At 59.6% G+C, this 25,034-nt stretch carries 19 protein-coding genes; 9 read left to right on the forward strand and 10 right to left on the reverse strand.

The genetic code is table 11. The features are described from left to right. Positions 1-61 precede the first annotated feature (61 nt). Positions 62-844, forward strand: coding sequence for a shikimate dehydrogenase (locus tag FY152_21795; GenBank protein ID UXS34733.1), 783 nt, complete (start codon positions 62-64; stop codon positions 842-844). 55 nt (positions 845-899) lie between these two features. Here the strand turns inward: FY152_21795 and FY152_21800 are convergent, their stop codons facing one another. The 5 genes from FY152_21800 to FY152_21820 all read right to left on the reverse strand — a co-directional run bounded on the left by FY152_21800 (position 900) and on the right by FY152_21820 (position 6,611). Then, a complete protein-coding gene (locus FY152_21800) occupies positions 900-1,898 on the reverse strand; it encodes an ABC transporter permease (GenBank protein UXS34734.1) in 999 nt (332 codons plus the stop codon). Further along, positions 1,888-3,381, reverse strand: a complete 1,494-nt coding sequence (locus FY152_21805; protein UXS34735.1) for a sugar ABC transporter ATP-binding protein — start codon at positions 3,379-3,381, stop codon at positions 1,888-1,890. The genes FY152_21800 and FY152_21805 overlap by 11 nt, the downstream gene beginning before the upstream one ends. Positions 3,382-3,441: 60 nt before the next feature. Further along, positions 3,442-4,683: a sugar ABC transporter substrate-binding protein gene (locus tag FY152_21810; protein ID UXS34736.1), complete on the reverse strand. Its 1,242-nt coding sequence runs from the start codon at positions 4,681-4,683 to the stop codon at positions 3,442-3,444. Between the two features lie 85 nt (positions 4,684-4,768). Then, positions 4,769-5,758 (reverse strand): transketolase, encoded by a 990-nt coding sequence (locus FY152_21815; GenBank protein UXS34737.1) that lies wholly within the window; start codon positions 5,756-5,758, stop codon positions 4,769-4,771. A 1-nt stretch (position 5,759) separates the two neighbouring features. Beyond that, positions 5,760-6,611, reverse strand: a complete 852-nt coding sequence (locus FY152_21820) for a transketolase (protein UXS35152.1) — start codon at positions 6,609-6,611, stop codon at positions 5,760-5,762. 102 nt (positions 6,612-6,713) lie between these two features. On the opposite strand from FY152_21820, the gene FY152_21825 reads away from it, so the two are divergent. Next, positions 6,714-8,222 carry an aldehyde dehydrogenase gene (locus FY152_21825; protein UXS34738.1) on the forward strand — a complete coding sequence of 503 codons (1,509 nt, stop codon included), beginning with the start codon at positions 6,714-6,716 and terminating at the stop codon, positions 8,220-8,222. 4 nt (positions 8,223-8,226) lie between these two features. Here the strand turns inward: FY152_21825 and FY152_21830 are convergent, their stop codons facing one another. From FY152_21830 to FY152_21850, 5 genes are all read right to left on the reverse strand, one after another. After that, positions 8,227-8,910, reverse strand: a complete 684-nt coding sequence (locus FY152_21830) for a GntR family transcriptional regulator (protein ID UXS34739.1) — start codon at positions 8,908-8,910, stop codon at positions 8,227-8,229. A gap of 59 nt (positions 8,911-8,969) precedes the next feature. Continuing rightward, the gene (locus tag FY152_21835) at positions 8,970-10,574 is read right to left on the reverse strand and encodes a sorbosone dehydrogenase (GenBank protein UXS34740.1); all 1,605 of its coding nucleotides are present in this window, start codon (positions 10,572-10,574) and stop codon (positions 8,970-8,972) included. Positions 10,575-10,741: 167 nt separating this feature from the next. After that, positions 10,742-12,736, reverse strand: a complete 1,995-nt coding sequence (locus tag FY152_21840) for an iron ABC transporter permease (protein ID UXS34741.1) — start codon at positions 12,734-12,736, stop codon at positions 10,742-10,744. Then, the gene (locus FY152_21845; GenBank protein ID UXS34742.1) at positions 12,733-13,554 is read right to left on the reverse strand and encodes an ABC transporter ATP-binding protein; all 822 of its coding nucleotides are present in this window, start codon (positions 13,552-13,554) and stop codon (positions 12,733-12,735) included. Before FY152_21845 ends, FY152_21840 begins: the two co-directional genes overlap by 4 nt. A 17-nt stretch (positions 13,555-13,571) precedes the next feature. Beyond that, on the reverse strand, positions 13,572-14,318 hold the full coding sequence (locus FY152_21850; protein ID UXS34743.1) for an AraC family transcriptional regulator: 747 nt from the start codon (positions 14,316-14,318) through the stop codon (positions 13,572-13,574). Between the two features lie 288 nt (positions 14,319-14,606). On the opposite strand from FY152_21850, the gene FY152_21855 reads away from it, so the two are divergent. From FY152_21855 to FY152_21885, 7 genes are all read left to right on the forward strand, one after another. Then, positions 14,607-16,802: a TonB-dependent siderophore receptor gene (locus FY152_21855; GenBank protein UXS34744.1), complete on the forward strand. Its 2,196-nt coding sequence runs from the start codon at positions 14,607-14,609 to the stop codon at positions 16,800-16,802. 32 nt (positions 16,803-16,834) lie between these two features. After that, a complete protein-coding gene (locus tag FY152_21860) occupies positions 16,835-17,671 on the forward strand; it encodes an iron-siderophore ABC transporter substrate-binding protein (protein UXS35153.1) in 837 nt (278 codons plus the stop codon). 16 nt (positions 17,672-17,687) lie between these two features. Beyond that, a complete protein-coding gene (gene fhuF / locus FY152_21865) occupies positions 17,688-18,425 on the forward strand; it encodes a siderophore-iron reductase FhuF (GenBank protein ID UXS34745.1) in 738 nt (245 codons plus the stop codon). A 236-nt stretch (positions 18,426-18,661) separates the two neighbouring features. Further along, on the forward strand, positions 18,662-21,451 hold the full coding sequence (locus FY152_21870; GenBank protein ID UXS34746.1) for a bifunctional aconitate hydratase 2/2-methylisocitrate dehydratase: 2,790 nt from the start codon (positions 18,662-18,664) through the stop codon (positions 21,449-21,451). Between the two features lie 240 nt (positions 21,452-21,691). Next, positions 21,692-22,816, forward strand: coding sequence for a hypothetical protein (locus FY152_21875; protein UXS34747.1), 1,125 nt, complete (start codon positions 21,692-21,694; stop codon positions 22,814-22,816). After that, positions 22,816-24,768, forward strand: coding sequence for an asparagine synthase (glutamine-hydrolyzing) (asnB, locus tag FY152_21880; protein UXS34748.1), 1,953 nt, complete (start codon positions 22,816-22,818; stop codon positions 24,766-24,768). Before FY152_21875 ends, asnB begins: the two co-directional genes overlap by 1 nt. Continuing rightward, positions 24,765-25,028 (forward strand): acyl carrier protein, encoded by a 264-nt coding sequence (locus FY152_21885; GenBank protein ID UXS34749.1) that lies wholly within the window; start codon positions 24,765-24,767, stop codon positions 25,026-25,028. Before asnB ends, FY152_21885 begins: the two co-directional genes overlap by 4 nt. Positions 25,029-25,034 lie beyond the last annotated feature (6 nt).

A 25,034-nucleotide genomic window follows, 5' to 3' on the forward strand; every position in this document is an offset into this window, starting at 1 on the left:
ATATGATATATGATTGTTTGGAAGGCGCAAGCGTCTTGTCGCCGTTTTAAGGAAGAACCGCATGATTTCCGGAAAAACCCGTTTCGTCCCGTTGCTCGCCCACCCCGCTCAACATGTCCGCACGCCGTCACGTTTTAATGCTGAGTGCGAACGGCAGGGGCTGGATATGATCATGGTGCCGCTTGATGTGCGGCCCGACATGCTGGACCAGACGGTCGCCAGCTTCCGGGCAATTGCGAATATTGCCGGCATGGTGATCACCATTCCACACAAGGCTTCCGCCGCGAGGCTCTGCGACCGGAGAGTTGGGGCTGCCACTCTTGTCGATGCCTGCAACATCATTCGCCGGGAAGCGGACGGCAGCCTCACTGGCGGTATGTTCGATGGTGAGGGTTTCGTCGCCGGGCTTCGCCATCAGGGGCATGATCCGGCGGGTTTTCGCACGCTGCTCATCGGTGCCGGCGGAGCGGCGAGCGGTGTGGGACATGCTCTTCTCGGGGCTGGCGTCATGGACCTTACAATCGCAAACCGCTCGCTTCACAAGGCCGAACATCTGGCAAGACAGCTTGCAAGCGCCTTCCCGGATGCCAGCGTGGTGGCGGCTGCGGCGGATCCGGCGGGCTATGACCTTGTTGTCAACGGCACGGCGCTGGGCATGCATGAGAACGACGCCCTGCCCATCGATGTCGACAGGCTCGATAAAGGCACTGTCGTCGCTGAAGTGGTGATGCAACCTGACATGACGCCTCTGTTGATCGCGGCTGAAAAGCGGGGATGCCACATACATAAGGGTATCCACATGATCGAGCAGCAGGTGCGCCTGCTTGTTGATTTCCTCAAGTGACGCAAAAAAGGTCCGCATCGACTTGCGATGCGGACCAGGTGCGGCGCCTGGGAGGTCAAACACGTCTTTTTGCGTGGGCGCCGATGCCTTGCATAAGAACTGCCAGAATGATGATGACACCCTTGATGATCTGCTGCGGATAGGCTGGAACGCTCATCAGGTTCATGATGTTGCCGATCAGTCCCAGAATGAGGACGCCGATCATCGTGTTGATCACCGTACCCCTGCCGCCGGACAGAAGGGCTCCACCAATAACGCAGGCGGCGATGGCGTCGAGTTCGAGGCCGATGCCGGTCACCGGTGTTCCAACGGCGGTGCGGGCCGTCACGAATATGCCGGCGAGGGCCGAAAGCGCGCCGCAAAGCATGAAAGCGAGGAACTTGTAGCGCCAGACGGGAAGGCCAGCGAGGCGCACCGCACTCTCATTGCTGCCGGTTGCGACGGTGAGGCGTCCCCAGTTGGTCCGGCGCAACAGGAAAATGAACAGGGCAATGAAGAGGAAGACGGCCAGGACCGGCCAGGGAAGGCCGAGACCGGGCACGCCCTTGCTGCCGAATGCCGTCAGAATCTGAGCTGTCGACAGGTCGCGGGGAAAGCGTACGGGCTGGCCATTGGAGAGCATATAGGCAAGGCCGCGAGCCATGGTCATCATGGCGAGCGTCGCGACGAAGGAGGCCATGCCGAAGCCGGCGACAAGAACGCCATTAATCGCGCCGAGCAAAGCGCCGAACAGCACGCCACCCAAAATGCACAGGACAAGCGCGGTGCCGCCGTCAAAGGGCAGCGCCGGCATGACCATCGCCACGCTCATGCCGCCGATCGCCGCGACCGAGCCGACCGAAAGATCGATTCCTCCCGTCAGGATCACCAGCAGCATGCCGATGGCGACCAGGGCAAGCGGTGCAAGTTGCCGCAGGAGATTATATATGTTTTGGAGTGTCAGGAAATGTTCTGACAACAGCGTGGAAACGACGATGAGCGTCACCAGCATGATATAGATGTTATAGGTGACCAGGTTGGAAACAAGGCCGGAAGCCTTTGAATTAGTGGACATTCTCGCGCCCCATTGCCAGTTCGATAATACCTTCCTCGGAAATGTCTGTGCCGGTCAGTTCACCGGCGATCCGGCCGGCGCGCATGACAAGCACGCGATCGCACATGCCGATCAGTTCCAGCATTTCGGAGGAGACCATGATTATGGCGGCGCCATTGGCCGCCAGTTCGTTGATGACGCGGTAAATCTCGACCTTCGCCCCGACGTCGACGCCGCGGGTGGGTTCGTCGAGCAGCAACACCTCGCAACCGGAAACAAGCCATTTCATCAGCGCGACTTTCTGCTGGTTGCCGCCAGAAAGCGTTCCAGCTTCAGCGTCGATGCTTTCGGCCTTGAGGTTGAGCTGTCTGCGCAGGCTTTCGGTTGCGCCGCGTTCCCGGCGATCGCGCAGCAGGCCCAAAGGCCCCAGATGCGGATTGACCGGAGTCATCATTGCATTGGTAAGAATGGGCATGTCGAGAAGACATCCCTGATGTTTGCGATCTTCGGGCACCAGGCCGATGCCGGCGCGCACGGCTTCCCCGGGTCTGCTGATGCTCAGCACTTTGCCATCGAGACGCACTTCACCCTGTGTGAGGGGATCGGCACCGAAAATTGCGCGCAGTACCTCGGTTCGTCCCGCACCGATGAGGCCACCGATGCCGAGCACTTCGCCCCTTCTAACTTCGAAGGTGACGCCGGAGACGAGCGGTCCCGTTGCCAGGTTTTCGACGGCAAGAGCAACCGGGCCGGGCTTAACGTCCCGGTCGGGAAAGAAGTCCTTCAGTTCACGACCGATCATCAGGTTGACGAGGCGCTTGTGGTCGAGTGTGGCGATCTCCCACGTGCCCACGATTGCACCGTCCTTTAGTACGGTGGCGCGGTCACACAGGCTGAATATCTCGTCCAGCCGATGGGAGATGTAGATGATGCAGACACCGTTCTCCCGCAGCTGCCGTATGAGCTTGAACAGCTTTTCCGTCTCGTGGTTGGTGAGGACGGCGGTGGGTTCGTCAAGGACGAGGATCGAACATTCCCGGGACAGCGCCTTGCATATTTCGATGACCTGCTGGTGCGCGACCGTAAGGTTGCCGGTAAGCTCATCCGGATCGATATCGTCAAAACCCATGCCGGCCAGCAGTTCGGCGGCGCGCGCCCGCATTGCTCGTTTGTCCAGAAGGAAGCCGTGGCCGAGCTTTTCGATGAGAATGTTTTCGGCCACCGTGAGGTGGCGGGCGAGCGAGAATTCCTGGTAAATGATCGAGATTCCCCTGCGCATCGCGTCCTGCGGACTGGTGATGGTCACGGGCGTACCGTCGATGTGGATCTCGCCTTTGTCATGGGTGTAGGCGCCCGCGAGGATTTTCATCAGCGTCGATTTGCCAGCACCGTTCTCGCCCATGAGAGCGTGAACTTCTCCGGCACGCGCGGAAAACCGTGCGCCGCTGAGCGCTGTGACACCTCCGAACTCCTTGGAGATGTTAAGCATTTCTAGACGGTCCATCTTATCTTCCTCTCAAATGGGCGGGCCCCGGAAAGGCCCGCCGTGCTTGCTGGCCGTCGGTCAGCCCTTGAGTTCGCTGATCGTCTTGAAAGGCGGAACGGTGTAGCGGAAGAAGGGGTTTGCTGTGTCCGGATCGATGAACTCATCGACGTTCTTTTCCGTCACGATCTGTGAGGGGTAATATGAGCCGAGCGGCAGATTGCTGGCATCGAGGCCCTTGTCGAATATCTGGTTGATAAGTGCCAGGACGCCTTCGCCGGTATGCGAGCCGGAGCAAAGGCCGGTGACCAGCATGTCGCCGGATTTCACGAGATCGAGGGCGGTACGGAAGCCATCTGCCGCATTGGCAACGGCTATCTTGCCCTTAAGGCCCTGGTTTTCGAGAGCGCGCAGGGCGCCCATGCCCATGAAGTCGTTTTCGGCAAGGATGATGTCGAGCCTGGAGGAGTGAGCGGTGAGGATGTCTTCAGCGGCATCGAGGCCGCCTTCTTCTGTCCAGAGACCGACGCCCATCGAAACCACACCGAATTTGGCTTCCGGATAATCGAATGAACCGCTCGTCTTCAATTGCTGGAACTTCTTGAAGCCGGCAAGCATGGCATCTTCCCTGGAGAGATTGAGGCCAAGCTGTTGCGAACGCTCATAGATGATGCCGGTGATCATGCCGTTGACGCGGCTTTCAGACGTGGAATTCCCGACGGTGCCGAGGATAGCCGCTGCGGTGATCTGTTTGTCGGCACCATAATGCTGCGCGACGTAACGGCCGGCTTCAAAACCGTTACCGTAAGGGTTGAACAGAACGGTGGTGACGATCGGGCTTTCATCCGGCACGGTGCCAAGGGCAATGACGGGAATGCCGGCATCGACGGCACGCTGCGCGTCGGCAGCCGCTGCGGCGAGATCGGTCGGGTCCATGACGATGACGTCGACCTTCTTGGCGATGAAGGCGTCGATATGGGCCGAGGTCTTGGCCGGATCGCCGTCCGCGACCTGGACGTCCAGTTCGTAGCCATAGTCCTTCGCCTTGGCCTTCGCGGTGTCGATGACGCTGACGAACCAGGGATTGCCGAGCGTGATTTCCGTCCAGCCGATCACCAGTTTTTTGCCGGGCTCGCGGGTGGTTTTAGGCAGCGCCTTCTCCACATCGGTACGATCCGCCATGTTGGGGTCGATGACGCCTGAAAGCGCCGAGTTCGGCAGGAGCGTGTAGATCTCGTGTTTTTCGGCAGCGTTTGTCGTTGTGGCGGCAAGGGCCAGCGCTGCGGTGCATAGCATGGGCAATGCGGATTTCAGGAACCTCATGGTCTCACTCCCTCTGTTGAAGTTCTATGTATTTGTCGCTCCTGCGAGCGGAAGTCGTGCGCCTCCCTGCGCACGACGGGGCCTGTCAGCGAATGATTTCGCGGACAACCGTTTCGATACCGGCCTGGTCGAGCCGGTAGTGGGCGTAGAGATGTGTCGGCGGTGCAATCAGCGCGTATTCATCGCGGATACCGTGGCGCACAAGCCTTGCGGGGCTGCCTTCTTCGGCAAGAACCTCGGCAACGGCGGCACCGAGGCCACCGAGGATATTGTGCTCCTCGATCGTCAGGATGACCTTCGAACGGGCGGCTGCTGCAAGGATGGCATCGCGATCGATCGGCTTGACGGTCACCATGTCGATGACGCCGATACTACGGCCTTCCGTCTTGAGTTTCCGGGCGACCTGCACCGATGGATGGACGGGAAGGCCGCAGGCAATGATCGTCAGTTCTTCGCCGACAGCATGTTCGATCGCCTTGCCGAAAATGAAATCGCTCTTGGGATCGTAGAGATCGGGCTCGCGTCCGCGTCCCGTGCGGAAGTAGATCGGGCGATCATGGTCGGCCGAAGCGCGAATTGCCGCTTCAAATTGCGGGCCATCGGCCGGTGAAACGATCGTCAGGTCGGCGATCGAACGCATGGTGCCGATATCCTCCGTCGCGTGATGTGACGTGCCGTAGAAACCCATGGAGATGCCGGTATGGTGTCCGATCAGCCGAACGGGCAGGGCGCAATAGGCGACATCCATGCGAATCTGCTCGCAGGTGAGCAGGCCGAGGAAGGAAGCAAAGGTTGCGACATAGGGCATCGTGCCCGTTGTCGCGATGCCGGCGGCGGCCGATACCATGTTTTGTTCGGAAATACCGAAGCTGAAGTAACGGTCCGGGAAACGGGCGGCGAAGCGGTTGAGCCCGTTGGAGTATTGAAGGTCCGCGGAGCCGGCGACGATGTCGCGGCCCGCCTCGACAAGCGAGATCAGCCCGTTGGACAGGTGGTCCAGGCCGGGGTTCTTCATGTTCAGCTCGCGGTAGTGCCACGAATTCGGCGAATTTGGCCGCAGATTGACAGTGCTCATCTCAAATTACCTTGGAAAGAATTTCTTGACGTGCGGCTTCCGCATCGGATGGATCGAGGTAGCCGAGGTGCCAGCCGGGTTCGGTCTCCATGTAGGAGACGCCCTTGCCCTTGAGCGTGCGCGCGATGATGCAGCATGGCTTTTCGCGGGTGTTGTCGGCTTTGACGCGACGCAGGAGCGCGGTCAGCTCGGCAATGTCATGGCCGTCGACGATATGCACTTCCCAGCCGAAGGCGCGCCATTTCTCATCCAGCGGCTCGATGCCCATGACGTCATCGACGGCGCCGTCGAGCTGGTAGCCGTTGCGGTCAACAATCGCGACCAGCCGCGACAGCTTGTGATGGGCCGCGCCGATGGCTGCTTCCCAAACCTGGCCTTCCTGCATCTCACCATCGCCGAGCATGACGAATGTGGTGAAGTCACGGCCCTGGCGGCGTCCGTTCAACGCCATGCCGAGACCGTTGGACAGGGCGTGTCCGATGGATCCGGAGGAAAAATCGACGCCCGGCACCTTGCGCATGTCGGGATGGTCACCGAGCGGATTGCCGAGGCGGGTGTAGCCGTTCAGCACCTCCGTCGGAATGTAGCCAAGCTCGGCAAGAATGGGGAACAGCCCCACCGCCGCATGACCCTTGCCCATCAGGAAGCGGTCGCGATCCGGCCATTTGGGATCGGGCGAAAGCCGCATCACATCATAGTAGAGCGCTGCGAAAATCTCGGCTGCGGAAAATACCGAGGTGTAGTGGCCCACCTTGGCAATTTCGATAAGCCGGATGGTCTCCAGCCGCACGAACTGCGCGCGGTCTCTCAGGCGCGCTATCTCGGTTTCGGTGGGACGAAAATCGTTTCTGATGGGCTGCGCCACGCGCTCCTCCTCCAATTTGCCAAAGGGTCGGCAACAACTGCTTGCGATGATGCGAGATAACATGATATATGATATATGTCACGAACAAAAATGGAGGATAACGTGAATCTTGCACTGACGCAGTCGGATGTGACTGCCATCCGCAACCGGATCACCATCAGGGGGCAGGCCTTCATAGACGGTCGCTTTACCGACGCCGCTTCGGGAGAGACGTTTGACGATATCTCGCCTCGCGACGGCACGGTCATCGCGCGCGTTGCAGCCTGCGACAGGGAAGATGTGGACCGCGCCGTTGCGGCTGCGCGCCGGGCTTTCGAGGCAGGCGTCTGGCGCGACCGGTCACCAAAGGAGCGCAAGAAAGTGCTTCAGCGCTTTGCGGCGCTGTTGGAAAAGCACATGGATGAGCTTGCGGTGCTTGAAACGCTCGACATGGGAAAGCCGATTTCCGAGAGCCGCAATATCGATGTCAACGTCGTGCTGGATACGTTGCAATGGTATGCCGAGTGCCCGGACAAGCTCTATGACGAGATCGCGCCCACCGGTCCCGGCCAGCTTGCCATGATCACACGCGAACCGATCGGCGTCGTCGGTGCGGTCGTGCCCTGGAACTTCCCCATGCTGATGGCGACGTGGAAATTCGCGCCGGCGCTTGCCATGGGCAACTCCGTCGTCCTGAAGCCTGCGGAACAATCGCCGTTGACAGCGCTGCGGCTGGCGGAGCTTGCGGCGGAAGCCGGTATTCCTGACGGCGTCTTTAATGTTGTGCCGGGTTTCGGCCCGACAGCCGGCAAGGCGCTCGGCCTGCATATGGATGTTGACTGCCTTGCCTTCACCGGCTCCGGCGAAGTGGGAAAACTGTTCCTGCACTATGCCGGTCAGTCCAACATGAAGCGTGTTTTCCTCGAATGCGGCGGAAAGTCGCCCAACATCATTCTCGACGATGTGCCCGAATTGCGTGTCGCGGCCGAGCGGGCGGCGACAGCGATCTGCTTCAACCAGGGCGAAGTCTGCGTTGCGCCGTCACGGCTGATCCTTTCCAGACGTATCCAGGAGCAATTTCTCGACATCGTCATCAATACCGCCCGGTCGATCCGGCCGGGCGACCCGCTCGATCCGGCGACCAAGCTTGGCGCCCTTGTCGAAAGCAGTCATCGCGACCGTGTTGAAAGCTACATCGAAAAGGGCAAGGCGGAAGGCGCGCGGCTGGTGCTCGGCGGTGACCGTCCGACCGACACGCCGGACGGCTATTACGTCAATCCGACGATCTTTGCGGATGTTCGCAATGACATGACAATCGCGCGGGAAGAGATTTTCGGCCCCGTATTGTCGACCATTACGGTTGAGGATGACGAGGAGGCCGTCCGCGTCGCCAATGACAGTCCCTATGGGCTGGCTGCAGCCGTCTGGACGCGCGATCTTTCCCGCGCTCATCGCATGGCCCGCAAACTTCGGGCAGGCACGGTCTGGGTCAATTGCTATGATCACGGTGATACGACGGTGCCGTTTGGCGGGTTCAAGCAATCCGGCAATGGCCGCGACAAGTCGCTGCACGCAATCGACAAATATACTGAGCTGAAAACGACGTGGATAGAGCTTTGAAAGATCAGGGGGCGGCTTCGGCCGCCCCCTTCGCTTCCAGCCATTCGACCATTACGACGCCAACGCCGATATCGGCCTGGATCGCCTTTCGGCATCCTTCGGGGTCGCGGAGGGTAAGGGCACGCAGCACATCATAGTGGCCGTGGTCGCCACTCGCCAGGATACGGGTTGGTGTGTTGAGATGGTAAAGGTGGATGAGCGGTCCCATCTGCGCCCACATGCCCTCGATCGTTGCATAAAGCATTGGCATTTGTGCTGCTTCAGCAAGCTTGAAATGGAACTCGCGGTTGACGCGGGAGGCTTCCAGCGGATCGCTGGCTGCCGCCCTGGTAAAATCTCCCTGCAGAGCTTCGAGAGCCGCCAGTTCTTTTTTCGAAATCTTGACGGCCGCCTGGGCGGCCGCCTCGCCTTCGAGATGATGGCGTATGAGTTGTATCTCACGCAATTCCGAGGGCGTCAGGCTTCTCACCTGGATCGAGGTTGCCGCCCTCATCTCCAGCGCGCGCTCGGTCACGAGCCGGAAGATCGCCTCGCGGACCGGCGTTATCGATACACCGAGCTGCTCGGCCAGGCTTGCGATTGTCAGCCGTTCACCCGGCTCGTAACGCCCATCCATGAGCGAGGAACGGATCGTGCCGTAAACCTGCTCGGAAAGGTTGCCTTTGTTGATTTTTTGCAGCTGGTTCATCTAAGGGCCCGTGGCGTTTCTTTGATCATGAGATTCGACAAGTCAACGCATAATGCGCATCACGCGTTTGAGGGTGCAAGTGGCGTGAGGCCGCGTATCATATCTGACGCTTTCTCGCCGATCATTATAGCCGTTGCGTTGGTATTGCCCGAAATGAGTGTCGGCATGACGGAGTTGTCCACAATGCGCAGATTGCGAAGGCCGTGAACGCGTAGTTGCGGATCGACCACCGCCATCTCGTCATTGCCCATGCGGCAGGTGCCGACGGGATGGTAGACCGTCTTGCCTTTCGAGCGGATATAGGTTTCGAGCGCCGCTTCGTCCGCGACCGTATGTCCGGGATAGGCCTCTGTTTTCTCGACATAACCTGCGAAGGAAGGCTGCGCCAGGATTTCCCGGGCGAGCTTCAGTGACTTTACGGAGAGACGCATATCCTCCGGGGCTGTCAGGTAACGCGGGTCGACGATGGGATGGTCTGCCGGGTTGGTGGATTTCAGGCGGATTTCACCACGGCTTTCAGGACGCAGCACGCAGGGGTTCACCGTTGCGCCGGCGCGCTTGATCGGTTGCTGGTCGCTGTCCATGAAGACAATCGGTACGAAATGCATCTGGACGTTCGGCTCGGCCTCCATGTCGTCCACATTAACGAAGGCGCAGGCCTCCGTAACGTTCGACATGACCGGGCCGGACTTGAAGAGCAAATATTGCAAACCGTTGCGGATGGAGCGCAGGAAACTATCCTCTCCGTAGTAGCCATAGCGGCCGGTACAAAAGCGGATGGCGGGGAATTCGAGATGATCCTGGAGGTTCTGGCCGACCCCTTCCAGCCGGCGCCGGACGGTGATGCCATGCTGGCGAAGCTCCGCCTCGGGGCCGATCCCTGACAACATCAGAAGCTTTGGCGTCTGCACCGCGCCGCCCGACAGGATGACTTCCTTGTCGGCCCGGACAGTTTCCAATTTACCGTTGCGAACATATTCGACGCCTGTTGCGCGGTCCCCTTCAAAGAGAATGCGCGTCACAAGGCAACCGGTGCGGATCTCCAGATTGCCGGATTTCATGGCGGGACGAAGATAACCGACAGCCGCGCTGCAGCGTCGCCCGTTGCGCGTTGTGGTCTGGTTGAAGCCGACGCCACGCTGTCGCAGGCCGTTGAAATCCGGGGTGAAGGGGATGCCCGCCTCTTGCGCGCTGCGCACGAAGGCACGCGTTAGGTCATTCACCTGCCTGAGGTCGGAGACGCCAAGCGGGCCGCCGGTTCCGTGATAGGCGTCGGAGAGCCTGTCATTGTCTTCGGCGCGGCGGAAATAGGGGAGCACGTCACCATAGCTCCATCCGTCAGCGCCAAGACGCGCCCAGTCGTCATAGTCGCGGCGTTGGCCGCGGACATAGATGGCGGCGTTGACCGACCCGCCGCCGCCGAGGACAGCACCCTGCGGCATGACCGGCGCACGGCCGTTCAAGGCTGCCTGCTGCACCGTCTTGTAGTGATAGAGCAGATCGCTATCCAGCAGCTTCACAAAGCCGGCGGGGATGTGAATGAGCGGATTGCTGTCGCGCGGACCGGCCTCGATTACAAGCACCTTTCCGGCATCGGCCATTGCCAGCCGGCCTGCCAGAGCACTCCCTGCGGACCCACCTCCCACAACAATATAATTGACCATTCGCTTCTTCCTCCAATAAAAATATATCATATATCTTATTTTGGACGTAAGCCTGCGTCAATCGGGAGAATGGGCGAGCGGATCAGGAAAATTATTGGATGGCTGGTCTCCACGGCGACGGGCGCGGATCACGTGTTGGGGGATGAGCCCAACTCCTCATGCGGAGACTAAGCGCCTTGCGCCCTTGTCCTCAGTGTCTTCGGGCGCAACAGAAGCAGGAAAACCGGTGCGCCGATGACTGCGGTGACGATGCCCGCCGGTAGTTCAAGAGGAGCGATGATGCTGCGTCCTGCAAGATCTGCGAAAACCAGCAGCAGCGCACCGAGCGCCATCGCTACTGGCAGGCTGCGTGCATGTCGCGACCCGACCAGGAGCCTTGCGGCGTGAGGGGAGAGAAGGCCGACGAAGCTGACAGCGCCGATGGAGGAAACGGCAATCGCCACAACGCAGGCGGAATAGAGAATGGCCAATGTTCTCGCCCTGCCGGTCACCATGCCGAGCGAGCGCGATTTTTCATCCCCCAGCGAGAGCGTATCCAGATGGCGGCTGCACAGGATGCCGATCGCCATCAAAATAATCACCCACGGAAAAAGGATAAGAACGTCAGCATAACCGCGCCCATGGGTCGAGCCTGTCAGCCAGGACAGGGCCTGTGCCGTCTGCAGCCGGGCTTCGACAACGACGATGGTGCCGGCTGCACCGAAACTCGCGGCGATGGCAACGCCTGCCAGAATGAGTCTTTCCGGCGCATTTTTGGGTCCGAAAAATCGCAGAAGGAGAACGGCGGCTAGAGCGCCTATAAAGGTCACCGCCTGGAAAATCAGCGTTCCGGGTATGAGGCCGGATAAAAGCCCGACAAGGCTGAACAAGGCGGCCCCCTGCGTGAGGCCGAGTGTTTCGGGGCTGCAAAGCGGATTGCGCGTGACGGCCTGTAAGACCGTACCGGCTGCTGCCAGCAGGGCGCCGCAACCAAGCGCCACAAGTAAACGCGGTGCGCGAATATCGAGGTTCGCGGCAATGTCCGTCATTGAGAGGGATACGCCATCGCCAATCGCCAGCGCAGCGCCGATACCTGCCAGCGAAATTACCGTCAAAACCGTGACCAGCAGGGGAATGGAAGGCAGCCGTAGCGCCGAAGGCGAGCCGATACGGCGCTCCGCCCCCAATCTCGAAGTCCGCAGCAGAAGCAGCATGACCGGCGCGCCCAGGCAGGCGACGACAATGCCTGTCGGAACAATGGTGCCGTTGGTGCCGAAAAGCTGCGCAATGACATCGGCAAGGAGCAGGGTATTGGCCCCCCAGATCAGCGATAGAGGCAGATGAAAGCGGTGCCTGATGATGCCAAGCGCGCGAAGAATGTTCGGGATCGCGAGCCCTATGAAACCAATCGGGCCTGCGAGTGTAACCGCAGCGCCGGACAACAGGATGCCGGCAAAAATGCCAGACATTGTCACGCTTCGCGTCAGGCCGAGACTGGCTGATGCCTGATCGCCGAGGCCGAGCAGGTCGAGCGGCCGCGCGATCAGCATCAGCGCCAGAAACGATAATAGAATGGCCGGACCGGCGACCAAGACTTTCGACCATCCGGTCTGGTCGAGAATACCGGAAGACCAGAGCACCAGACCGGAAGCCCTGTCGTCGGCGAGAAGGACGATTGCGGAAGAGACTGCGGCAAAGCAGAGGGAAATCGCAACGCCCGCCAGAGCCAGCCGCCCCGGCGGAGCGCGGAACCCGCCGGCGAGCGCGATGCAGGCCGCGGCTCCTGCCAGACCGCCCAATGTCGTTGCCATGATCGGCGGCATGGCTATCGGCAACAACAATGTGGATATGACCAAAACGAGCTGGGCGCCGCTGGTGACGGACAGAATATCCGGCGCCGCCAGAGGATTTCTGAGCACGCTTTGCAAAACCGAGCCTGCCACAGCCAGAGCGGCTCCCGTCAGGATCGCCGCTATCACTCTTGGGGCGCGGCTCGTTTCCAGAATGGCCTGGGCGAGCGTGGTAGGGCGTGTCGGGAAGGCAAATATGTCGTGCCAGCCAATCAGCTTGCTTCCCAGCCGCATATCAAGTGCTGCCAGTACGAACAGAAGCAGAAGGCCAAGGGGTAAAAGGAGCGCCGAGGTGAGACGGTTCGAGCCGATGGACGGCAGCGGCATTTTCATTCGGAGACCTGATAGTCGCGTGGCCTGCCGGCTGCGCCGATCCAGTCGATCAGGCAATAGGCACGGTCGGCGCCGCCGGGATGCGCCACCAGGTCGACCTTGCAGCTAAAGGCCGCTTCCAGCAGGTCGGCTGTCAGCACCTGCCTTGCGGGACCCGTCGCCAGCACTTCACCCTTGCGCATCAATATCACGTCATCTGCGATATCCATGACCTGATTGAGATCATGAAGCACGGCGATGATCGTCAGGCCCTCCGTCCGGTTGAGCTGTCTCAGCAATGTCAGCAGTTCGGCCTGATGGCGAATGTCGAGAAAACTGGTCGGTTCGTCGAGAAAAAGAACGCTCGGTTGCTGGGCCAGCGCCATGGCGACCCAGGCACGCTGCCTTTCGCCTCCAGACAATGTTGCGAGCTGACGTGCGCGCAGGTGCTGCAGGTCGACCCTCTGGATGGCGCTGTCGATGATGTCGCGGTCAGTGGCTGAAAGGCGCCCAAGCCAGGGGCGGTGTGGATACCGACCCTGCTCGACCAGTTCTTCGACCGTGAGACCGACCGGAATTTCGGGCGATTGCCCCATGACGGCGACCCGTCGGGCAATATCACGGCGGCGCAATTCCGATAGCTCCCGCCCCAGAAGCAGCACCTTGCCGTCCGTCGGCACTTCCAGCCCGGCGAGGCATTTGAGAAGCGTACTTTTTCCGGAACCGTTCGCCCCGCAAATGACGGTGACGCGCCCCGTCTGCGCCTGAATGTCGACGTTGCGTAGAGCATAGGCCTGATCGTAGGCGACACTCAAACCGCGCGCTTGCGCAGCGGGCATATCAGTTCGGGTCCTGTTCAAACCGCAACCTCGCGCATGGCCTTTCGCAGCGATGACAGGCTGCGATAACCGACATCCGCTGCCGCTTCCTCCAGCCGTGCGCCTTCCGCCTGCCTGCGCATCACATGCGCCATGCGCAGCCGGCGGCGCCACTCGGCAAAACTCATGCCGGTCTGAGTGCGGAATTTTCGGGTCATGGTCCTGCGGCTCATGCCGAGATTGTCTGCCCAGTGGTCGATATCGAGGTCGATCGCCGGCGTTTCGGACAGGTCCCGGCACAGGCGCTGCAGGCGTTTGTCGCTCGGCATGGGAAGTGCAAAAGGACCCTCCTGCGCATCGGCAATCTCTTCGAGGATCAGGGCGGCCAGATGCCCGCCGCGACCATTTTCATCATAAAGCGTCGGTTGTTCGAGAAAGGATCCAACCGCTGCGGACAGGAGAACGGATGTGGAGATGACGCGGGTCGGCTCCCAGCGCAATGTCAGGCCGGGTTCGGGCTCGATATAAAGCGACTGCATGGAGACGCGTCCGTGGGACCTCACCGCATGGGGAATGTCGGGGGTAATGAGCAGGCCATATCCACTCGGAATGATGAATGAGGTATCGGGGGTGCGAGCGGTCATGAAACCGTCGACAATTTGCAGCAGTTGGCCGCGCCGATGGCTGTGCCAGCCGAAATCGACGCTCTTTTCATATATGCGCGCCATTGCCGCGACGGGCCTCGGCACGTTTTGAAGGTCCACGGCCTTTTGCGGCTGTTTCATCGTATCTCCCAATGCAGCCGGACCAGAAACCTGGTGGGCATTGTCATGAACGGAGCAATAGCCGCACGCATCTGTTTTTTCAAAAGGAAAAGATGGCCCGGTTATGGGTTTATTTGCGTATTTCGCTCATTCGGGCCATTTAATGGCCCGTTTGCGATCAAGTTTGACCTGACAATGATGATAAAAAAAGTCTAGTTAAGCGGCCGAATGCGGCGGGATAGAGCTTTATGGCGGAAACTCCGAGGTCTTTACCCGCCCCGGCAGTCCTCACATCACAGGTTCCCCATAATGCAAAATTCCCGCCTCACAACGCGCAAGCCATCTGATTTCCTGCCCAGACGCGCGCGGTTTCTGATTTTGACGTCGGGCGTTGCATTGGGCGTGATCGCAGGCCAGAGAGTGGCGATTGCGCAGGAGGCCAACGGCTCCACGCAACTTGAAACCATCGTGCTACAGGGAAAAGCCGCTGCCAAGGGGGCACGTGTCGAGCAGCGCGGCTATGTCGCCCGGGATTCCGCTTCCGCCACGAAAACCTCCACGCCCGTCGCCGAAACGCCGCAGTCCGTCTCCGTCATTACGCGTGGTGCCATGACCGATCGTGCCGTGCAGACCGTGGCGGACAGCCTGCTCTACAGTTCTAACGTCAACGGTCAGCGTTACGGCAATGATCCGCGCTCTGACTATTTTACCATTCGCGGTTTTGCCGCCGATCTTTACCTCGATGGGCTGAGAGTGCCGCAGATCGCCAACCAGACCGGCGGTTATGCGGGCTTTCGTGTGGAGCCGTATTTTCTGAACCGTGTGGAGGTCCTGCGCGGACCGAGTTCGGCGCTATTCGGCCAGACAAATGTTGGCGGCGTCGTCAACATGATCAGCAAGGACCCGAAAGACGTTGCCGGCGGCGAACTCTACACGCGTTTCGGCAGCTATAATCAGAAAGAGATCGGTTTTGACGCGACCGGTCCTATCGGTACTGGTTCCGGGCTCAGCTACCGGTTGGAGGGTGTTCTGCGTGACAGCGACGCCATGAACGATTTCGGCAAGAACGACCGTGTCGCCATCAGCCCCACCGTAAAGTGGTCGCCGGATGAGGATACCAGCCTGACGGTATATGGCGCCTATATGAAGGATGATGCCGGCCAGGTGCCGTCGCTCATTCCGGCTGCAGGCAGTGTCTATCCGAACAGGCTTGGACTGACGATACCCCGCAATTTCTCCGATGGTGATCCTTCGCTTGCGATCTACGACAAGGAAACGGCCTATGTCGGCTATCGTTTCGAACATGCTTTCAGCGATGATCTCGTGCTGCGGCAGAATTTCCGTTATTCCTATCTCGACGTGAACTACCAGAACCTGTTCGGCAACGGTCTCGCCGCCAATCAGCGCACGCTTTCCCGCCTGGTTTACAATGCGCAACCGACACTCAATGCTGCCGCACTCGATACCAATCTCGAATATAAGTTCGATACCGGCGCGGTCAGCCACACCCTGCTTGGCGGTGTCGACCTGCAATGGCAGAACCTGGTCAACGACACCGGTTCCCGGGCGGGTCCGACACTTGATCTTTTCAACCCGACCTACAATATCGGCGTCACCCCGGCGACATTGACGACGCGCCTCGACCAGACACAGCGTCAGATCGGCATCTATCTTCAGGATCAGATCGAGATCGGCGGCTTCAGGCTGACAGCCGGCGGACGTCAGGATTACGTGGACAACGATTCCGACAGCACGGCGCTCTCCAGCGGCATCACCACACAGTACAGGCGAAATCACAGCGCCTTTACCGGCAGGGTAGGGGCTGCCTATGTCTTCGACAATGGCATCATTCCCTACGCCGTCTATTCCACCTCATTTGCCCCTGTTCTGACACTCGCAGCGGATCCGCTCAAGCCGACGACCGGAGAGTTGAAGGAAGTGGGCGTCAAATACGCGCCTGAGGGCGAAGACTTCAGCCTCACGCTTTCCGGTTTCGAGGCAACCCAGCAAAATGTGGTGAACCGCATTGCGGGCGTTTATTACCAGACCGACGAAGTACGTGTCCGCGGCATTGAGCTCGAGGCAAACGCGACGCTCTGGGATCGTATCAATCTGACGGCTGCGGCCAGCTGGCAGGACCCGGAAGTTACCCGGAGCGAGACTGCAACCCAGGTCGGCAAGATGCCATATACGGTTCCAAAGCAGCAGCAGTCGCTTTTCGTCAGCTATGATGTCCCTATGCCGGATGCCTGGGACGGGAAGCTGACCCTGGGCGTCGGTGCACGTCACGTCGGCAAGACGGCCGGGGATACGGCGAATTCATTCTTCGTGCCGGGCTACACATTGGTGGATGCGTTTGCCCGTTATGATCATGATCGCTATTCTTTCCAGCTCAATGGTTATAATCTTGGCGACAAGACCTATGTCGCCGGCTGCAACACGACCACGCAGTGCTATTACGGTCAGGGGTTGACCGTGGTCGGCACGGTGAGTGTGAAATGGTGACAGCAATTCGAAGACGATCTTTCGTAACCGGCGTGGTGGCTCTGGCCACCACGCCGAAATCGTTTGCGGCGCCTGCGCCCAAACGTGTCGTTACGCTTGAATGGACTTCGACCGAAATTGCGCTCTCCCTAGGAATTTCGCCGGTTGGATGTGCAGAACCTTCCGGTTATCGCACCTGGGTGGATGTCGATAACGACCGGCTTGGTGATGTTGTCGATGTCGGACGGCGGCAGCAGCCGAGCCTTGAAGCCATTCGCAAGCTGCAGCCCGATCTCATCCTGTCTTCCCGTTTCCGCCACGCATCACTCGCTTCAGCGCTTGGCGATATCGCGCCGACCCATCTGATCGACGATCAGGCTGCCGATGGCGACATGCTGGCGGGCGTCTATCGCAGCGTCACTCAGGCTGGCGCTGCACTTGCGCGGGAGAGTGAAGCTGCAGCACTGCTGGCGCGGCTGGACGAGAGCATGGAGATTTTGAAGGCCCGGTTCCACGGAAAGGTTTCGGGGCGCAAGCTGATCGTGGCTCAGCCCCTGCCGGGCGTGCCGCGGCTGCGGATATTCGCGCCCAACTCGGCCATCGCGGGATTGCTGCACAGGATAGGGTTTGCCCCCGCCATGGACCTGCCGCCGCAACCATTCGGCTTCACGACGATCGACCTTGAAGGGCTCGCCGCCCTTGACGGTCAGGGCACCCTGTTCCTCCTATCGGAGTCGGTACCGGATGACCTTCGCAATGCCGCGCTCTGGCCGGTTCTCCCGATCGTTGCGCAAGGCAATGTCATGGTGACAGGTGCCACGACCTGGCCATTCGGCTCAACGGCATCATTGCAGAAGCTGGTCGGTGAGATTACCAGCCAGTTCGATTGACATTGCTGGACGGCTGATGCTGCGAACAGAAATACTGAGCTGCCTTTTTGAACAATCGACACCCGTCGGTTCCCGTTCATTTTTTCAACGAAAACGGCGCGGCGATCTTCTCCTTGCCGAGCTTCTGGAGCCGCGCCGCATCGAGAGGGTACTGAGGAATTATGGTCGTAGACATGGGCGCGAGCCGCTCCGTGAAGCAGTCGCAAGTGAATGGTCCAAACGGTACTTCGCTTCGATTGTGAAGCCAGCGGTCGCTGCAGCGATCCTGGTCGACTGGCGGCCGCCGCTCACGCCGGAGAAGATCGGCCTTGATGTGAATGATGATGGTGACATCGTTTCGGTGCGCCTCTCGTCTTTTGGCCGGCCTGTTGCTGCAGCGTCGGCGGAAGAGCGCTTCGATTTTCTGATCAGGGACAATCTGGCCGTGGTCGTGAATGCGATCGCCAATGCAAGCGGCCTTTCACGGAACGTCCTGTGGAGCAATGCCGGCAACATGTTCGAGGGAACCACACGCAGTTGCGAAGCGCTTTTGCAGTTGAGAACAAGCGGCCTCGATCACGCCTTCGAAATTCTCAAGACAGAGCTTTTGTCTGACGGCGCGCGTAACCCGCTCTTTCGGCCTATTATCTATCCCGTGGAAGGCGGCCAGCCCAAACGCAGGCGCCGGGTATGCTGTGTGCGCTATCTTCTGGATGCGCTGGATTATTGCGCTACATGCCCCGTTCCAGAGAGATGTAAATCCAGTCAGAACTGACGCTTGAAGCCCGTGCGACCGCTTGCTTGCCGAGGGATGGCGGCAGGATATGCGGCGCTCATTTTTTAACCGATGGGCGCTCAATCCGATCTACCACTTTTTTACTGAAATACGGTATCTTGTCATCCGGCCTCGGTTGGCGTACTCGAAACCGATAAAAGACCCTGTGCCTATTAACAATACGGTGCGGTGGCGCTGCGTTTCGGCGCCATACACCTCATGACGTTGGGATTGCGATGAACCTTTACTTGGATTACCTGGCTGAGATCAAAAGCAGAGAAAATCAAGGGCTAGCTCCCAAACCGATCGATGACGGCGGACTGACCGGCGAAATCATTGAACTGATCAAGGATGCCGGTAACGAGCATCGGGCGGATGCCCTCAAATTCTTCATTTACAACACCTTGCCCGGCACCACGAGCGCCGCGGGTGTCAAGGCTGCCTTCCTGAAACAGATTATTCTGGGTGAAGTTGTGGTCCCCGAGATCACGCCGACTTTCGCCCTCGAATTGCTGTCGCATATGAAGGGCGGCCCGTCCGTCGAAGTGCTGCTGGACGTTGCCCTTGGCAATGACGCTGCGCTCGCCACGCAGGCGGGTGACGTGCTGAAGACGCAGGTCTTCCTTTATGACGCCGACATGTTCCGGCTGCGTGATGCCTTCAAGGCCGGCAATGCCGTCGCGAAGGGCGTTCTGGAAAGCTATGCGAAGGCCGAGTTCTTCACCAAGCTTCCGGATGTCGAAGACGAGATCAAGGTCGTGACCTTCATCGCCGCCGAAGGCGATATCTCGACCGACCTTCTCTCCCCCGGCAACCAGGCGCATTCCCGTTCGGACCGCGAATTGCACGGCCAGTGTATGATCACGCCTGAAGCGCAGGCGGAAATCGTTGCGCTGCAAAAGCAGCACCCGGACAAGCGGGTGATGATGATCGCCGAAAAGGGCACGATGGGCGTCGGCTCGTCGCGCATGTCCGGCGTGAACAACGTGGCGCTGTGGACCGGCAAGCAGGCCAGCCCCTATGTGCCTTTCGTCAACTTCGCCCCCGTCGTCGCCGGCACCAACGGCATCTCGCCGATCTTCGCAACCACCGTCGACGTGACGGGCGGCATCGGCATCAACCTGAAGAACTGGGTGAAGAAGACCGGTGAAGACGGCAAGCCGATCCTCAACAATGATGGTAACCCGATCCTCGAGCAGAAATATTCGGTCGAGACCGGCACCGTCCTCAAGATCGACGCGAAGAACAAGAAGCTGTGCGACGAGAACGGCAAGGAACTGGTCGATGTCGCCGCCGCCTTCACGCCCCAGAAGATGGAGTTCATGAAGGCCGGCAGCTCCTACGCCATCGTCTTCGGCAAGAAGCTCCAGACATTTGCCGCCCAGACCCTCGGTGTCGAGCCGACCCCAGTCTTTGCTCCGAACAAGGAAATTTCGATCGAAGGTCAGGGCCTGACCGCGGTCGAGAAGATCTTCAACCGCAATGCCGTCGGCGTGACCCCCGGCAAGGTGCTGCATGCGGGCTCGGACGTTCGCGTGACGGTCAACATCGTCGGTTCGCAGGACACCACCGGCCTGATGACCGCCCAGGAACTTGAGGCGATGGCGGCCACCGTCATCTCGCCGCTCGTGGATGGCGCCTACCAGTCGGGCTGCCACACCGCATCCGTCTGGGACAAGAAGGCCCAGGTGAACATTCCGAAACTCATGTCCTTCATGAACAATTTCGGCGTTATCACCGCCCGCGACCCGAAGGGCGTCTATCATTCGATGACGGACGTGATCCACAAGGTGCTGAACGACATCACCGTGGATGACTGGGCGATCATCATCGGCGGCGACAGCCATACCCGCATGTCCAAGGGTGTGGCCTTCGGTGCCGACTCCGGCACCGTGGCGCTGGCGCTCGCCACCGGCGAGGCAACGATGCCGATCCCGCAATCGGTCAAGGTTACCTTCAAGGGCACGATGCGCCCGCACATGGACTTCCGCGACGTGGTCCACGCTACTCAGGCGCAGATGCTCAAGCAATGTGGCGACAACGTCTTCCAGGGACGTATCATCGAAGTCCACATCGGCACCCTGCTCGCCGACCAGGCCTTCACCTTTACCGACTGGACGGCTGAGATGAAGGCCAAGGCTTCGATCTGCATTTCGCAGGACGACACGCTGATCGAGTCTCTGGAAATCGCCAAGGCGCGCATCCAGATCATGATCGACAAGGGCATGGACAATGCCGTCGGGACGCTGAAGGGCCTGATCGCCAAGGCGGATGCGCGCATCGCCGAAATCCGCTCGGGCGAAAAACCCGCTTTGACGCCCGATGCCAACGCGAAATATTTCGCCGAGGTTGTGGTGGATCTGGACGTGATCGACGAACCGATGATCGCCGACCCCGACGTGAACAATGCCGATGTATCGCGGCGCTATACCCATGACACGATCCGCCCGGTTTCGTATTATGGTGGCACCAAGAAAGTCGACCTCGGCTTCGTTGGCTCGTGCATGGTGCATAAGGGCGACATGAAGATCGTCGCGCAAATGCTCAAGAACATCGAGAAGAGCGAAGGCAAGGTCGAGTTCAAGGCGCCGCTGGTCGTCGCTGCCCCGACCTATAACATCATCGATGAGCTGAAGGCCGAAGGTGATTGGGAAATCCTGCAGAAATATTCGGGCTTCGAGTTCGATGATCTGAAGCCCAAGACCACCAATCGTACCGAGTATGAGAATATCCTCTATCTCGAGCGCCCGGGCTGCAACCTTTGCATGGGTAACCAGGAAAAGGCGGAGAAGGGCGACACGGTTCTCGCCACCTCCACCCGCCTGTTCCAGGGTCGCGTTGTTGAAGACACCGCCGAGAAGAAGGGTGAATCGCTGCTGGCCTCCACACCGGTGGTCGTGCTTTCGGCGATCCTTGGCCGCACCCCCAGCATGGACGAGTACTTGAACGCCGTCGACGGAATAGACCTGACAAAGTTCGCGCCGCCGAAAACTACTCCGATCGATTCCCTGTCCGTCCATTACTAAAGGTCTGACCTTTGAATATTGTGCACCGCGAAGGCCTCGCCTTCGCGGTGCACTGTAAAGTCATCTCAATCCTTCCCATTCATTGCCTTGAAGGGTTCTGATTACTGTCAAATATTTGCAAAACGCCCTGATCAACGAGAAATTGCACCGACACATAACTTCTGATTAATACGCCTGCGGCAGAATAGCAGTGATATTACTATTCTCGATTAAACGCCTGTCCGGCAAGAAGCGTCGATCATGCCTCAGATACGTTCATTTATTGCGGACGATCTTGTGTCCGTGGCCGACATGTTTCACCGTGTTTTACGGAAGAAGGATGGCGCCGCGACGGGTGATCTGACCTCATATCTGCGCGCGCTTTTCCTCGACGGTTCAAACACAAATCCGGATATCTGCTCCAAGGTCCATGTGCTCGATGACGGGCGCGTGTCCGGATTTCTGGGCGTATTGCCCATGATGATGGAACTCGGCGACCGGAACATTCAGGCTGTCGTCTGCTCCTCCTTTGTCGCCGAGGATCGCGAGACTGATCCTTTTGCCGGCGCGCGTTTGCTGCGCGAGGTTCTGGCGGGCCCGCAGGAGCTGACCTTCGGTGAGACGATCAATGACGTTTCCACCGAAATGTGGAAGACGATGCGTGGCCACCTGCTTTCCACCTACAGTCTTGACTGGTTGCGGATATTGCGGCCGGCTTCATTCGCAACAGAACTTTCTGCGACGCGTATTTCAGGCGCTTTCCGCGCGCTGGCGCCCATCAGCACGATGATCGACCGGACCATTTCGGCGCGTGGCCACGGGCGCGCCTTGTCCTATTATGCATCACATCCGGACAAGGTGGACAGTTTTACCGATGAAGAGGCAAGCGATGCCGAATTCGCCCATCTGGCTCTCGAACTCATCCGGCACTTCTCGCTCCGTCCGGTATGGAGCGAGGAAGGCCTGCTGACCATGCTCCAGCATGCCAGACGCAAACGTCTGCATGGTGAGCCGGTGCAGCGGATCGTGCGGGCCCGAGGCGGCAGGGCGGTGGGTCTTTTCCTCTACCACGGCAATCCGAAGGGAATTGGCCGGACCTTGCAGATCATGGCCCTGCCGGGGCAGGAGCAGATCGTTATCGACCGGCTGATCCGCAACGCCTATGAGCGTGGCCTCGTCGCGATCAGGGGACGCACCCAGCCGGCAATTCTGCAGGCGATGATCGGCAGGAAATGTTCGTTTCTCCACGCGGCGTCGACCATCGTGCATTCCCGCGATGCGGAACTCATCAAAGCCGCGACGGATGGAAAAGCGTTCTTCAACGGTTTTTCCGGTGAAAGCTGGACACGTCTTATCGGCGACAGTTTCGGACAGGCGGGCGAGTAATGTGCGGAATTGCCGGGTTTTATAAACATAACATGCCGGCCGATCGCGCAAACGAGCGCCTTGCGCTGATGGCGTCTTGCCTCAGGCATCGCGGTCCAGATGCGCATGGAACCCTGCTGCGCGGGGATGTCGGACTTGCCCATGCCCGGCTGGCCATTGTCGGCATCGCCGATGGCGCGCAACCCATGCGTACGGTGGAAGATGATCTCGCCGTCTCCTTTAACGGTGAAATCTTCAACCATGTCGAATTGCGCGAAACGCTGTCCGCGCGCGGCCATGCCTTCCGCACACATTCCGACACCGAAGTCATCCTGCATCTTTATCGCGAGAAGGGCCTGGATTGCCTTACCGAATTCAACGGTGATTTCGCCTTCGCCCTTCATGATGCCCGCAGCGACACGCTGGTGCTTGCCCGCGACCGGATGGGTGTGCGGCCGCTTTATTATACATGGCACCAGGGCACGTTCTATTTCGCATCCGAGATCGGGGCGCTTCTGGCTCTGCCGGGAATGACGGCCGAAATCGATCCGGTGGCGCTGGATCAGATTTTCACCTTCTGGTTTCCGGTGCCGCCGCGCACCGCCTTTCGCGGTATCCACGAGTTGCCGCCCGGCCATATGATGGTTCTCCGCGACGGCGTGTCCACCGAGCGGCGCTGGTGGCAGCTTTCCTATCCTGACGCCAAGGATACGGCGCCGGCCGCAGAGTTTGAAACCCAGGTGGAGGAATTGACGGCGCTGCTGGCCGACGCGACGCGGATCCGGCTACGCGCCGACGTGCCGGTCGGCTCCTATCTGTCGGGCGGGCTGGACTCTTCCCTTGTTTCGGCCCTCGCCGCAAAAAATGTCCGCCAGGGCTTGCGCACCTTTTCTCTTGCGTTCGAAAGCGCGGAGCACGACGAACGTGTCTGGCAGAAAGCGATGAGCCAGCATCTCGGCGTCGCATCCGAGACGACGGAATGCTCGACTGAGGACATAGCGCAATACATGCCGCAGGTCATGGACCATGTGCAGACGCCTGTTCTTCGCACCGCGCCGGTGCCGCTTTACCTGCTTTCCCGGCTTGTGCGCGAACGCGGCATGAAGGTGGTGCTGACGGGCGAGGGCGCCGACGAGCTGTTCGCCGGCTACGACATTTTCCGCGAGGCGCGGGTAAGGCGGTTTTGCAGCCGTCAGCCGCAATCCTCCCGCCGCCCGAAACTGTTTCAGCGGCTATATCCCTATCTGCCGGGGCTGAAACAGCAGACGCCGGATTATCTGGCCCGCTTCTTCTCCTTCGGCGCTGAAGCCTCCGACGAACCGCTGTTTTCCCACAGGCCCCGCCTGCGCTCGACAGCGGCGGCGAAAATCTTCTTTTCCGCCGAATTGAGGGATGCGTTGGGTGATTATGATGCGGCGGCTGACCTTGCCGGGCAATTGCCGGAAGATTTCCGCCGCTGGCATCCGCTGCACCAGGCGCAATATCTCGAAACCGCATTTCTTTTGCCCGGCTATATTCTTTCCAGCCAGGGTGACCGGGTGATGATGGCCAACGGGGTGGAGGGCCGGTTTCCGTTCCTTGATCCCCGTGTGGTGGACTTTGCCGCCGCGCTCCCGCCCGAAGCGAAACTGCGCGGTCTCAAGGAAAAATACATCCTCAAACGGGCAGCAGCCGAATTGGTGCCCGATGCGATCCTCAATCGGCCCAAGCAGCCCTATCGCGCGCCGGACGCGGAGGCCTTTGCGGATGCCGGCTATCTCGACACCGTGCTTTCTGCCGATAAACTCAAAGCAGCCGGCCTGTTCAACGCCCAGGCCGTCGAAAAACTTAAAGGCAAGGTACGTCAAAAACAGGCGACCGGCTTTCGCGACAACGCCGCCTTCGTCGGAATATTATCAACACAGCTCATACATGCCGCCACGGCTTCGAATTCATCAACACCATCGCAAAATATTGAAGGAAGCTCCAAATGACCACTGAAAGCACCGGCACGAAAGCCGAAATTCGCGGTTTCATTATCGAAAACTTTCTGTTCGGTGACGATAGCCGGCCGTTTGGCGACGATCTTTCGCTGATCGACAATGACATGGTCGATTCCACCGGGATTCTGGAATTGGTGAGCTTCATCGAGGAACGTTATGGCATCCGTGTTGCCGATGCGGATCTCGTGCCGGCCAATCTCGACACGATCGATAACATCGCCGCCTTCATCGGTCGCAAGCAGACCGTCTGAGAATTT

This window comes from Agrobacterium tumefaciens (assembly GCA_025560025.1).
Classification (GTDB): Bacteria; Pseudomonadota; Alphaproteobacteria; order Rhizobiales; family Rhizobiaceae; genus Agrobacterium.